We start from the raw sequence: 13,378 nt of genomic DNA, 5'->3' as shown, positions 1-13,378 counted from the left end.
GTATTGTATATTACTTTTTTAATTTTTATCAAAACAATATTAAAATTGACGACTTATTTTTAAATTGGTCTTCAAATAACTTTATTTGTCCATCAAAACTTACATAAACAAACTTTAGGCCATGGAAGAAACCTCGACACAATCCTTTGAAGCTTGGAACATGTGGGCGCAATATATAGCCTACGGTCTTGCAGGATTATCTGTGCTCATTTTACTGGGTCACATTTTAAAACTGGGAGCTACAAGTGACTCAAAGACTAAATACGATTACATCAATCGCGCTGAGATAAACATACTCATGACATGCAGTGTGCTCCTTATCGTTGGAGGCGGATTCTATGCTAATTCGTATATAGCAGAACTTAGCATTTTATGGTTGTTTGTCCGATTATTCGTAACTGTTTCAATGGGACTAATTATCGGAGTAATTGTTCAAAACCTACTTAAATTCTATTACCCATTCTACATTGAGAAGAGACTTAAGAAGCTTAGATACAAGCCAAGAATTTCTCCTAAAACTGGTAAAGCAATGAAGCTACTTAGTGAGGAGGAAGAGGATGTTTACCTTGATGAAGGTATGCAGGCTGAAGAAGATATCTTCTCTATTGACTACGATGTATGGGTAGATGAAGAAACAGGCTACACTAAGATTGAAAAATATTCTGGTCATTTACATGCATTGCAGTGCCCTGAGTGTAACTATCAGACTTTCAGAGTGACTAAGGAAGAGATTATGAAATCTCCTTCACATACTGAAGAAGGAGAGTTATTGAAGCATTTTGAATGTGGATATTGCGGTCACAAGTCTAAAAAGAACTTTAAGATTGCGATGCTTCGCGATGCAGCAGCCGAAGAAGGCGCTACTGCTTAATTCAGAGATAAATAATTTAAAACAAAGAAGGGTTCCTAATTAGGAGCCCTTCTTTGTTTATAGGCTTGTTAGTTTTATTTGATCTGTGTAAAATTTTAATCGGGTGGTGTTGCGATCCATTATCTCGATCTTTTCGATCATATCAAGTTTATGATTGAAGAATACCTCAACAAAATAATTGTCCATTAGATAAAGGTTTACCTTGTACTTGTAGTACCGTATGGCAACTATAAAAGTGCCAGACTCATAGAGTACACTGATCTTATCTTTAATATTGAGCTGTTTAAAGTCATTCCAGATCATTTTTGAACTTAAGAATTATTTCGATGAATTAAAATCTATAGGTGCGAAAAGAAAAAGCTCATCTCAGAAATTCTAAGATGAGCTTTATAAGGGTGAAAGACGGGACTCGAACCCGCGACCTCCTGAACCACAATCAGGCGTTCTAACCAACTGAACTACAATCACCATTTTCCCGTAAGGGACTGCAAATGTAGATACTACAAATGATATTACAAATACTTATAAATAGATATTTATACTAGGGTCTGTCAAAAGTAAGACGCTTACCTTGTTGAGATTCATTTAGAATTCCATTTTCATAGGCCAGGTGCCCTGAAACCAAAGTATGAGTAACCTGTGATCTAAATCTAGTTCCTTCAAAGGGTGACCATTGGCATTTAGAAAGAATATTTGATTTGTCCACCACCCAAGGGTCATTGAGGTCTACCAATACTAAATCTGCAAAATATCCCTCCCGGATATATCCTCTCTTTTCTATCTCAAAAAGAATGGCAGGGCAATGGCATGCTTTATCTACAATTTGTTCTAATGTTATTTTCCCCTGATGGTACATTTCAAGTAATGTCACTAAACTGTGTTGCACAAGAGGTCCACCAGAAGGAGCTTTGAAATAGGTGTTTTTCTTCTCTTCAATAGTATGAGGGGCATGATCAGTGGCAATTACATCTATTGTATTATCTAGAACTGCTTTCAAAATAGCCTCCTGATCGTTTTTGGTTTTGACAGCAGGGTTCCATTTAATAAAAGTGCCTTTAGATTTGTAGTCAGCATCATTAAACCACATGTGGTGAATACATGCTTCTGCGGTAACTTTCTTCTGCTTTAATGGAATAGAGTTATCAAACAGGGCAAGTTCTTTGGCTGTGGAAATATGAAGTATATGTAGTCGTGTACCGTGTTTCTTTGCTAGTTCAACGGCCATAGAAGATGAGGTGTAGCATGCTTCTTCACTTCTGATTAAAGGATGGCATTCTATCGGCACATCTTCACCATACTTTTGCTTATAAATTTCAGTATTTCGCCTGATTGTTGCCTCATCCTCGCAATGGGTTGCAATCAATATTGGTGCTTTGCTGAATAGGTTTTCAAGTGTAGTTGGATTGTCTACAAGCATATTTCCTGTTGAAGAGCCCATAAACACTTTAATGCCGCAGACATTTTTTTGGTTGGTTTTCAGTACTTCTTCAATATTGTCATTGCCAGCTCCCATAAAAAAAGAGTAGTTGGCCAAAGAGCGATTAGCTGCAATATCATATTTGTCTTGAAGTAGCTCCTGAGTTAGCGTGTTGGGAACTGTATTGGGCATTTCCATAAAACTGGTTACTCCACCAGCAACAGCAGCTCTTGCTTCCGTGTAGATTTCTGCCTTATGTGTTAATCCTGGTTCGCGAAAATGTACTTGATCATCTATCAGGCCAGGCATTAAATATTTACCACTGGCGTCAATGACTTTATCTACACCATCGGCAGAAATGTGGTTATCTATTCTTTCAATAAATTCATTCTTGACCAATACGTCTACTTCTCTTATGGTTCCCTCGTTTATGACTTTTGCATTGGTGATTAAAATAGATGCCATTATCCAATAATTTTGCTTTTAACTATATTTCAACGCAATTTACAGGCAAAGCCAGCGAGGTGCAAAGGATTTTCTAATTATGGCAAACAACATTTCATCTTTCGATGATTTTAAACTCAATAAACAGCTTTTAAATGCCGTTGATGAGCTTGGATTTAAGGATCCTACTCCAATTCAAATCAAGGCTATTCCGTTAGCAACTGCTGGCCATGATGTGATAGGAATAGCTCAGACAGGAACGGGTAAAACCGCTGCCTACCTTTTGCCACTTCTAATGAAAATTAAGTACGCTCAAGGAGACCATCCAAGGGCATTGATATTAGCTCCAACAAGAGAGCTTATTCTTCAAATAGAAGAAAATATTAAGGGGTTAGCAGTATATACAGACCTGAGATTTGTGTCCCTTTATGGAGGTATCGGGCCAAAAACTCAAATCGAGAATGTTCAAAAGGGCACTGATATTATAATAGCTACACCGGGTAGATTTCTTGATATCTATCTCAAGGGGGAGCTTTTAACAAAAATGATCAAGACATTGGTTATCGATGAAGCGGATAAGATGATGGACATGGGCTTTATGCCCCAGCTCAAACGTATTTTGGAGATCATACCTGTTAAGAGACAAAACTTACTGTTCAGTGCTACAATGTCTCCATTCGTAAAGAAGCTGAGTGAGGAGTTTCTGGAATTTCCTGAAATTGTAGAAGTCGCGCCCGAAAAGCCCACGATAGATACGATAGATCAGATCTTGTATGAAGTTCCTAATCTGAAAACGAAGATTAATTTTTTAGAATACCTGCTTCAAGATGAAACCTATTCACGAATAATAGTCTTTGTTAAAACAAAAGGTACTGCAGATAATGTCTCTAAATATCTTGAAAGAAGGAAACTAGGATCAGTTAGGGTAATACATTCCAACAAGGGTCAGAATAGTAGAATCAATGCTATGAATGAGTTCAAAGAAGGAGATCTTAGAATTCTGGTTTCAACCGACATTTCTGCTCGAGGTATAGATGTAAGTATGGTTTCGCATGTGGTGAATTTTGATGTTCCCATTATTTATGAAGACTATGTACATAGAATTGGCAGGACAGGTAGAGCTAATAATGAGGGAATAGCCATCACTTTTGCTAACAAAGCAGAGCTACTACATATCGGTAAAATTGAAAAACTGATCAATCAACCGATACCTAGAAAGAAGCTGCCTGATGAGGTGAAAATAGAGAAAACAGGTTATGAGGAGGGGCAACAAATGGAAATGGACATTGATGCCTTTAAAAGAAAGGAAAATCCAGATTTCAAGGGGGCGTTTCATGATAAGAAGCCAAGAGTATTTAAAAAGGATGTTGATAAACCAAATAAATATCGATCAAATAAGCAAAGCAGGCCAAATAGGAATGCAAAAAAGAAAAGAAGATAAATTATGCGTAAGATTTTAGTATTACTGATTGCAAGTTATTTTTCTCTGAGTGCTTCAGCACAATCTGAAGATGAGAAAATGATAAAATCCATTTTCGATAAGACCCTTACTGAGGGGCAGGCCTATGATAATTTGGATTATCTAACCAATAAAATTGGAGCTCGATTAAGTGGTTCGCCTCAAGCAGCAGCAGCCGTAGAGTGGAGTAAGCAGGTGATGGAGTCCTGTGGGTTTGATAAGGTTTACTTGCAAGAGGTAATGGTGCCACACTGGGTTAGAGGTGCAAGAGAAAAAGCACGTATTGTTAATTCTGATAAACTGGGAACCCGTGAAGTCAATGTTAGAGCATTGGGCAACAGCGTTGGTACCGGGTCGAAAGGTGTTTTGGCCGAGGTGGTAGAAGTTATGGGTTTGGAGGAGCTTGAGAAGTTAGGAAAGAAGAATATTGAAGGCAAAATTGTGTTCTTTAATCGTCCGATGGATCAGACTCAAATAGCGACATTTTCAGCCTACGGTGGTGCTGTAGACCAGCGCGGCAGTGGCCCATCTGAAGCCGCTAAATATGGAGCAATTGGTGTTGTTGTGAGATCTGTGGCTACTGTCTCAGATGATTTTCCTCATACCGGTTCTTTGAGGTATAAAGATGATTTACCTAAAATACCAGCGGTAGCTATTAGTACAAATGATGCAGATATTTTAACCGAGGCATTGAAGAGTAGTCCAGGGCTAAAATTCTATTTTGAGACCCACTGCGAGATGCTGCCAGATGTGCTTTCCTACAATGTAATTGCCGAAATGACAGGAACAGAAAAGCCAGAGGAAATAATTGTGGTAGGAGGTCATTTAGATTCGTGGGACTTGGGAACAGGTGCTCATGACGATGGCTCTGGCTGTGTTCAGTCAATAGAGGTTCTAAGAACATTGAAGGCGCTGGGGTATAAGCCGAAGAGAACATTGAGAGCAGTGATGTTTATGAATGAAGAGAATGGATTGAGAGGAGGAACAAAATATGCTGAGGTAGCTAAGGAGAAAGGCGAAAATCATATTTCAGCATTAGAATCTGATAGTGGAGGTTTTTCACCTCGTGGGTTTAGAATGACGGGTGATGAGAACTCAATAGCGCTTCTTTCTTCATGGCGTCCACTTTTCGAGCCTTATGGTATTTATGAATTTGGTTTGCCAGGTGGTGGTGCAGACATTGGTCCCCTTAGCAGAAGTCAAGGCACCTTAGTTATAGGATTAATGCCGGACTCTCAACGCTACTTTGACTACCATCATACTGATAATGATACTTTTGATAAAGTAAACAAAAGAGAGCTGCATCTAGGTGCAGCTGGCATGACAGCCTTAGTATATATGATGGATAAATACGGAGTAAAGTGAGTCAACCAATCGAGACAGAATTGACTAAAATGCTTGGGATAAAATATCCCATCATAATGGCGCCAATGTTTTTGGTTTCTAATGCAGCCATGACAATTGCAGCTATTGAATCAGGTATTACAGGAGCTATTCCAGCCTTAAATTACCGCACTGATAAGGAATTAAGAGCTGCAATAAAAGAGATTAAGGACATAGCCAAAGGCCCCTTCGGCATTAACTTAATTGTAAATAAGTCAAATGTGAGAATGAAGGAACAGCTCAACACATGCGTTGAGTTGGGTGTTGATTTTATCATTACTTCTTTAGGTAGTCCACGGCTGGTTATAGAAGCATGTAAACCTAAAGGTATTAAGGTCTTTTGTGATGTTGTTGATGTAGAATATGCACTGAAAGTTCAGGAGCTTGGAGCTGATGCTATTATTGCAGTAAACTCTGAGGCAGGAGGCCATGCCGGACCTACTTCCTTTAAGGAATTGATACCTCTACTCGTAGAAAAGTGTACTATTCCGGTGATTTCCGCTGGCGGTGTAGGTACCGGTAAGCAGTTTAAAGATAAGTTAGCCTTAGGTGCTTGCGGAATTTCTATGGGAAGCCCGTTTATAGCAACCAATGAAGCAGGGGTTTCTGATGATTATAAACAAGCTGTCGTAGACTATGGAGCTAAAGATATTGTGATGACTACCAAGCTTTCAGGCACTCCTTGCACGGTTATTAACACTCCGTACGTTCAGGAGATTGGAACTAAGCAAACTTGGCTTGAACGCTTGTTAAATAAAAACAAGACCTTGAAGAAGTATGCCAAGATGCTCACCTTCTATAAGGGAATGAAATCATTGGAAAAGGCCGCATTTGGTGCCACCTATAAAACTGTATGGTGTGCAGGGCCTTCTATTGAGTATGTAAATAAGGTGCAGCCTGTTAATGAAATTGTAGAACAGTTAATCTCTGACTATTATAGCTGACCATTTTAATAATACGAATTGCCAAAATGCCTATATGTTAAGTCAATTAATTTGAATTCAAGAGCAATATGAAAAGGCATCGAAAAAAAACAAATGACTACATTTTCTTACTCATGTAATATACATAAAATACTCAATTTGATGTTAAGCCATTGAATGTTAAGCTGCTACACTGAGAGAATTCCTTTAGAGGATACTTTTAAAGTTATAAGTAATAAAAAAAGACTAGGAAATTAACTGAGAAGGTTGTTTTTTTATAGATTATAATAATTTATTGTCTGTACTTAGGCCGCCTATTTGATTAATATTTTAACAATATTCTATCAAAACTTACATAGTGCATTGATAAATTATTAGGTGGTACTACACTTTAATTTAAGTTTATGCATGCTCAATCAGTCTTTAAATTAAGAAGCTTAATTATTCTATTTGTTCTGTTTATTTCATCAGAACTATATGCTCAGAATACAGTTTCCATAGGATCAGATGAATTAAAGTCTAACGCTGTGCTTTACCTAAAAGGCAATGGCTCCCAGGCATTTATTATTCCTATAGTTGACGCAGTTTCTCAGGTAGGCAGTCCAGAGGCGGGTATGGTTGTATATCAATCCTCAGATAATAAAGTTTATTTTCATAATGGATCTCAGTGGTCTGGCTTTGGCTCAGGCACTGGAAGTGGGAGTACCTACAGCCTTGAATATGATGGCAATACCAATCAATTAACTCTTCTTGAAGATGGCTCAGGATCGCCAATAGCATTATCAAGCGATGCTTTGAGCTTAAATGGTTTTGATTTACCAGCAGGTGATCCAGCAGGTGATCAAATATTGGTTTATAATGGATCAGCCTGGGAGTATCAGACGCTACCAACGGGGACTTTCAGCGGAGTAATAGTTGACGGAACAACAATTACCGGTGATGGTTTATCAACACCATTAAGTGTCGTAAGTGTAGATGATGCTGATGCGGATCCAAACAACGAAATCCAAGATGCTGCAGGCGTAGCAGTTGCCCCCTCAGGAAACCTTTCCTCTACGAACGTTCAAGCTGCATTAGTGGAATTACAAACTAATTTGGATGCTAGTGGCGGTACCGATGATCAGGTAGCGGGTGAAGTACCGGTAACTGCCCAGAATGGTGTAACATCTACTAATACTCAGTCGGCACTGGAAGAATTACAGGCAGAAATAACTGCAAATACTACGGCATTGGGAGCTGTTACAGATGATCAGGTAGCAACGGAAGTTCCTGTAACTCCTACAGGAAATTTAGCATCTACCAACGTACAAACAGCTCTTTTAGAGCTGCAAACAGATATCGATGGAATCACAGCTTTACCAGCAATGGCAGATGCTCAAATAATAGTATCAAATGGAACAACCCCACAATCAGTTACAATGAGTGGAGATGTATTTATCAATAATACAGGACTTACATCTATTCAAAATGATGCCGTTCAATTAGATGATATACAAGATAATGGGGCTTCCAGAGCATTATTAGCCAACTCAAATGCCGGGGTTGTAACATGGTTAACACCATCTAATGATGCTCAGTTATTGGGGACCAACGGCACTGGAGATTTGACTTTTATTGATCAGTCGAATTTTAATACAATTGATCAGACTGGTCAAACAGGAGTATTAGTGGGCAACGGTTCTGGTATTACTGGAGTAGCAGCCACCAATAATGCACTTTTTAGAGGCAACGGTACAACTCTCGTTCAATCGACTATATTAGATGATGGTTCATCCGTTGGTATAGGAGCATTAAACAATACTTACTTATTAAATGTAAATGGCGAGTCAAACTTCAATGATGTAGTCTATTTTGCAGGAGATCCTGGCACAGTTGGTGATATATTGGTTTCTGATGCCGGTACAGGAGCACCAATTTGGACAGACCCATCTGGGCTAGGCTTTGCAACGGATTTACAAACTGCGTATAATGGAGGAGAAACTTTTAATATGGACGGGGCTGACCTTGTAATTAATAATACTGATGGTTCAGCGCCATATTTTTCAATATTACAAACGGATGGCAAGGTAGGTATAGGAACAGCTACTCCAGGTTACGAAGTCGATGTAAGAGGTCCTTCGGCCAACTTTGGTGGTACTTTAAGATTAGCAAATGCTGATGTTAGTCATGAGATGCAGATTTTTCCGGGACACAGTGCAGACCCTAACCCCTTTATACTAGTTAAAGCAGGAGACCCTCTAAGGTTTGCTACAGATGCATCAGGTTTTACTGAAACCATGCGTATTGATGCCAGTGGAAATCTAGGTATTGGAGTTGCATCACCGGCAGCTAAACTTGATATTTTAGGAGATATAAAAATTACTGATGGGACACAAGCTGCTGGTAGAGTATTGACATCTGATGCTAATGGTTTCGCCACTTGGCAAGATCCAACTGGTAACCCTGATGTTTTTATAAACGCAACTAATCAGACAGTAAGTGTAGGTAATGGTGCAGGAAAGGTAGGAAACTTTAATGCCATTTTAGGTCATCAGGCAGGTTTTAGTAATACTGGTGAGCAGAATGTAATAGTTGGTAAAGGTGCTGGTGGAGTAAACGCAAGTAACAATAATGTCTTTATAGGAAATAATGCGGCATCAACCAACTCTACGGGCGGACTAAATACTGTAGTAGGTAGTGGTGCAGGGACGGCTGCTGCATCTGGAACTGCCCTTACCACGGGTGCTAATAATACACTAATTGGTGCTAATTCAGGTGTGGGAACTAATTCTTTAACAAATGCCACGGCTATAGGCTATAATGCTATTGTAAACACAAGTAATGCAATGGTTTTGGGAGGAACTGGAGCTAATGCTGTTAATGTTGGCATAGGAACAACAATGCCAGGGTATAATCTGGATTTAACTGCGGTTATACCAACGATAGCCTTAAATAGTACTGGGACCGGTGTCAATGCAGCCTCTTCCATTACATTTAATAATGCAGATATTGGACAGGTAGGTTTTATTCAAGATGCTGGTTCCGCCAATAATCTTGAAATTGGTGCAACAAATGCATTAACTTTTAATACCGCCTTCTCAAGTCGAATGACTATTGGCTCGACCGGCAATGTTGGTATAGGTACTACAACACCAACGTCTACATTAGAGGTGAATGGTACTGCTGAAATAAATGGCACTTACTTTCTAAATACTGATACAACTTTACCAGCAACTGATAATGAAATTCCGGTAGGAGTCGGTGCTATGGCAAACGTAATATTTTATACTCCATGTGCTAGCCCAACTTTTGCAGCAGTTTTATTCATTGAAAGTGATGGAACTGTTGATATCATGTCACAGGCTGGTCGTGGAGGAAATAATATTACAGGAAGTGGAACGGATACTATAACATTAAATAATTCTTGTGGTCAATCAGTGAATTATACATTTACGGTATCAGGTGGAGTTGCAACAATTTCTTATGCAGGATCTAATGCTTCCTCTCAAGCAAAGTGGGTAGTGACGCCTATTTAAAAAACAAGTCCCATGAAAATAATTACGGGGTTAGTTGAAAAGCTTATGAAGAAGAAATAATAAAATAAATAAAATGATAATAGAATGGTATAAATTGATGGTATTAATTGAAATTCTAACAGCAGAGGCTAGTAATGGCAATGAATAAGCTATTGTTCACCATATTGTTGTTGCCTTCGATGGTGCTTGCCCAGCTCAATGTGAGCAACAATACCGTACTGAAAACCGGCAGTGATTTGTTGATGGCCACTAATGGGAATGTTACCAATAACGGCACTGTGACCTTTGGTAGCAATGCTTCACTCAGCCTTGATGGAGACCTGACCCTTAATTTATCATCGGGTTTATCAGTTCCGGTACTAAAGATGGTTAATGAGGGTAATAAGCAACTTCAATCAGGAAGTCTCACTGTGACCAGTCAATTGAATTTAATATCTGGCGTGTTGGTAGTAAGTGGTAGTAGCTCCATGATACTTAACAACGGAGTGGGTGTTAATGAGTTTGATGGTACCTCCTGGATATCGGGCCCATTGACTCATCTTGGGAATGGGAGTAAATTCTTTCCTTTGGGAGCTAATGGTACATATGCTCCAATTGAATTATCAGATGTAATTGGCTCAGGAGATATATCAACGACCATGTCAGTAAGAGCCGGAGGGGTGTCTTTAGGAGAATTGCCCACCAATGTGTCAGCAGCTTCAAATAGTTGGGCCTGGGATTTTACCTCGACTAACTTTAGCAGTTCAGGAGTTAATATTCCCATCCTGCCACAAGATGAAGTATTATTTACAGATGAGAACACTATAGGAGTAGTACTAGAGTACGAACAACAAGGCGGAGCTGTAAGAAACCTTGGAGGCTTTGGTTCATCATTAAATACTTTCAACTCCATTATTAGTAATGACCCATTAATAGGAGATAGCAGGGTTTTATTACTAGGCTCAGAGCTAGCCCTAACACCTATTATACACAATATTATTACTCCTAATGATGATGACTCCAATGACTATTTGATCATAGATGCTATTAGCGCCTATGCAGATGATAACGAAGTCATACTGCTAGACAGATGGGGGGTGGAAGTATATAGAAAACAGAATTTTAAAAACTTTAATGATACTGATAACCCCTATGATGGAAGCTTTGATAACCTTTCGCCAGGGAACTATATATGTATCTTAAAATATGCAGGAACAACTGCTAAGCAGGTAATAACAGTAATGAATTAAATAAAAGTCACTTCGAAGTGAATCAAAGCGAAATGAGAAGTCTCCCAATGAATAATGAGAACACCCACCTTACCGGGATTCGAGGTGACGGCAAAAAGAAAAGAATTTGATTAAACGATTACTAATAGTATCAACAATATTCCTTCTGGTTATGGCATCTGCCACAGCTCAGGACATTCCATTGTTTAGTCAAAAACTAACTAATTCTTTTATCTATAATCCAGCTATGGCTGGCCATACCTTTGGTTCACTGACATTTGCTAATAGAAAGAACTTTAATAATGTAACCGGAGCTGCAAAGAACAATTTCTTAAGCTTCCATACACCGTTCTATGATCACAGGTTTGGATTAGGTGCCAATATCTTTAAAGAGAAAGTAAACTTCGTAGATAACACCTACATATCAGGAGCCTTTGCTTATCATATCAACTTTGGTAGTTATAGTGTGCTGTCTATGGGTTTGAGCGCAGAGTATAATAGCCTGGGCTTTGATATTGGAAGCGTAATAGGAGATAGAAATGATCCACTACTGGGACAGAAGACCAACAATCTGGACTTCTCTTTTGGTATAAACTACCAACACAGATACTTCAAAGTAGGCGCTGCAGCTAATAGACTGGCCACAAGCCTTCAAATATCTAACAATGCAAGTGTGCTGTCAGAGTTCTACTCTGGCTACGCAGCAGGACTTATTCCGCTGAGAGGCGGACAAGACATACTGGAACCTACGTTCACCTACAGAAAGTTTTCAGAGGACAATGACATCTGGGATGCAGGCTTGTACTATACGTACAACAATCTGCTAACAGTAGGCGGCTCCATGCGTAAGGGCGATATCATTAATATAGCGGCAGGCTTAAAGATTGCAAGAAAGGTATTTGTTGGTTATAGCTACGAGCTAGTAAACAACAATTTGGGTAGCGATGTTGGGACAAGCAGTGAGATAGCAATAAGATTTGATTTTAATGATAAGACTTATCAGGAACGTTTCCAGAAAGACTATAAGAATGCATTGGCCTATAGAAGAAAGACACTAAGCAGTGCAGCGAAGCGTACGAATGTAGGGTCTAGAAGTCCGAAAGCAGCGAAGAAGAAGCAAAGGAGGAGACTGAGGAACATCAAGAACCCCAGCTTACGTTATAACGGTACACAGAAAAAGCAATCTAGAGGGAAGAAGTTCAATAACAAGAAGAGACGCAAGAAGAATTACAGGCGAATGAAGAAAAGAAGTGGAGGAAAAAGGTTTAAATAGTATTGAGCTTATTGCAAATAATAATAAGTACTGATTCTTACGTAAATGAGTTTTTGATTTAGGTTATTAACCTTAGCCTATGCCTTCATAAATAACCTAATAACAGCAATCAGCTACCATCAATGACCATGTAAGGTTTTTAGTCAAAAAGTATTTTCATTTTGAGCTGTACGCAATACTGCACCGCAAAGAAATATCTTGGATTTTAACAAATAAGGTCGTTAATTGAATGATTATAATAATTATACGTTTGTACTTGGCTGCTTTTTAGACGGATTTATAATCACTGATCCTATAAACTTGATGCTACGCATGAAGTAAGTTATTATATCTTTTTACATTAATAGCTAACTTTATGTTCAATCGATCACTACTTAGATTAGGACTATTTCTAGCCCTAGTTTTATCCTCTATTTCCTCAGAACTTCGGGCTCAAAATACAGTTTCTATTGGCACGAAAGACTTAAAGTCAAGTGCAGTTCTATATTTAAAGGGGGATGGTTCGCAGGCACTGATTTTACCGATAGTGGATGCAGTATCTCAAGTGCCAAATCCCGAAGCGGGAATGGTAGTTTTTCAGTCCTCTGATAATAAAGTGTATTTTCATAATGGGTCACAGTGGGGAGATATCAGTTCGGGCTCTGGGGGTGGAATGTCCTATAGCCTTCAATATGATGCAAATACTAAACAGCTTACCTTATTAGAAGATGGCAATGGAACACCTATAACTTTATCAAGCGATGCACTTAGTCTAAATGGGATTGATTTACCTTCTGAGGTCCCTATAAATGGCCAGGTATTAATATACAATAGTACCTCAGGAGAATGGGAATATCAGCCATTTCCAACAGATGGAGGCGGAGATTTAGTCAGCACCAATAACTT

General features: G+C 38.9%; 10 protein-coding genes and 1 tRNA gene. 8 read left to right on the top strand and 3 right to left on the bottom strand.

From position 1 onward, the window contains the following. The first annotated feature begins 121 nt into the window (after positions 1-121). The gene (locus tag E1140_RS06315; protein WP_155180455.1) at positions 122-871 is read left to right on the top strand and encodes a hypothetical protein; all 750 of its coding nucleotides are present in this window, start codon (positions 122-124) and stop codon (positions 869-871) included. Positions 872-928: 57 nt separating this feature from the next. On the opposite strand, the gene E1140_RS06310 is transcribed toward E1140_RS06315, so the two are convergent. From E1140_RS06310 to E1140_RS06300, 3 genes are all read right to left on the bottom strand, one after another. Next, on the bottom strand, positions 929-1,174 hold the full coding sequence (locus E1140_RS06310; RefSeq protein WP_155180452.1) for a hypothetical protein: 246 nt from the start codon (positions 1,172-1,174) through the stop codon (positions 929-931). Positions 1,175-1,264: 90 nt separating this feature from the next. Further along, positions 1,265-1,340: transfer RNA gene (locus E1140_RS06305), tRNA-His, on the bottom strand. A gap of 72 nt (positions 1,341-1,412) precedes the next feature. Then, on the bottom strand, positions 1,413-2,753 hold the full coding sequence (locus tag E1140_RS06300) for a dihydroorotase (RefSeq protein WP_155180449.1): 1,341 nt from the start codon (positions 2,751-2,753) through the stop codon (positions 1,413-1,415). A gap of 79 nt (positions 2,754-2,832) precedes the next feature. Between E1140_RS06300 and E1140_RS06295 the strand changes: the two genes are divergently transcribed. The 7 genes from E1140_RS06295 to E1140_RS06265 all read left to right on the top strand — a co-directional run. After that, complete coding sequence (locus tag E1140_RS06295) at positions 2,833-4,173, top strand: DEAD/DEAH box helicase (RefSeq protein WP_155180445.1); 1,341 nt, start codon at positions 2,833-2,835, stop codon at positions 4,171-4,173. Between the two features lie 3 nt (positions 4,174-4,176). Further along, a complete protein-coding gene (locus tag E1140_RS06290; RefSeq protein WP_155180442.1) occupies positions 4,177-5,556 on the top strand; it encodes a M20/M25/M40 family metallo-hydrolase in 1,380 nt (459 codons plus the stop codon). After that, the gene (locus tag E1140_RS06285) at positions 5,553-6,518 is read left to right on the top strand and encodes an NAD(P)H-dependent flavin oxidoreductase (protein ID WP_343034167.1); all 966 of its coding nucleotides are present in this window, start codon (positions 5,553-5,555) and stop codon (positions 6,516-6,518) included. Before E1140_RS06290 ends, E1140_RS06285 begins: the two co-directional genes overlap by 4 nt. Positions 6,519-6,901: 383 nt before the next feature. Further along, complete coding sequence (locus E1140_RS06280) at positions 6,902-10,012, top strand: beta strand repeat-containing protein (protein ID WP_155180439.1); 3,111 nt, start codon at positions 6,902-6,904, stop codon at positions 10,010-10,012. A gap of 140 nt (positions 10,013-10,152) precedes the next feature. Then, the gene (locus E1140_RS06275) at positions 10,153-11,241 is read left to right on the top strand and encodes a T9SS type B sorting domain-containing protein (protein ID WP_185153457.1); all 1,089 of its coding nucleotides are present in this window, start codon (positions 10,153-10,155) and stop codon (positions 11,239-11,241) included. Positions 11,242-11,347: 106 nt separating this feature from the next. Beyond that, positions 11,348-12,493: a PorP/SprF family type IX secretion system membrane protein gene (locus E1140_RS06270; RefSeq protein ID WP_155180433.1), complete on the top strand. Its 1,146-nt coding sequence runs from the start codon at positions 11,348-11,350 to the stop codon at positions 12,491-12,493. A 355-nt stretch (positions 12,494-12,848) separates the two neighbouring features. Beyond that, the coding region (locus tag E1140_RS06265; RefSeq protein WP_155180429.1) for a hypothetical protein at positions 12,849-13,378 on the top strand (530 nt) is incomplete at its 3' end.

Source organism: Fulvivirga lutimaris, assembly GCF_009711525.1.
In the GTDB taxonomy this organism is placed as follows: Bacteria; Bacteroidota; Bacteroidia; order Cytophagales; family Cyclobacteriaceae; genus Fulvivirga; species Fulvivirga lutimaris.
This window is presented reverse-complemented; position numbering and strand designations above follow the sequence as displayed.

Bases quoted from the DNA above. Each gene is read 5' to 3' on its own strand.
- E1140_RS06300 (WP_155180449.1), bottom strand. From the start codon at position 2,753: ATGGCATCTATTTTAATCACCAATGCAAAAGTCATAAACGAGGGAACC.
- E1140_RS06310 (WP_155180452.1), bottom strand. From the start codon at position 1,174: ATGATCTGGAATGACTTTAAACAGCTCAATATTAAAGATAAGATCAGT.
- E1140_RS06290 (WP_155180442.1), top strand. From the start codon at position 4,177: ATGCGTAAGATTTTAGTATTACTGATTGCAAGTTATTTTTCTCTGAGT.
- E1140_RS06315 (WP_155180455.1), top strand. From the start codon at position 122: ATGGAAGAAACCTCGACACAATCCTTTGAAGCTTGGAACATGTGGGCG.
- E1140_RS06295 (WP_155180445.1), top strand. From the start codon at position 2,833: ATGGCAAACAACATTTCATCTTTCGATGATTTTAAACTCAATAAACAG.
- E1140_RS06280 (WP_155180439.1), top strand. From the start codon at position 6,902: ATGCATGCTCAATCAGTCTTTAAATTAAGAAGCTTAATTATTCTATTT.
- E1140_RS06275 (WP_185153457.1), top strand. From the start codon at position 10,153: ATGAATAAGCTATTGTTCACCATATTGTTGTTGCCTTCGATGGTGCTT.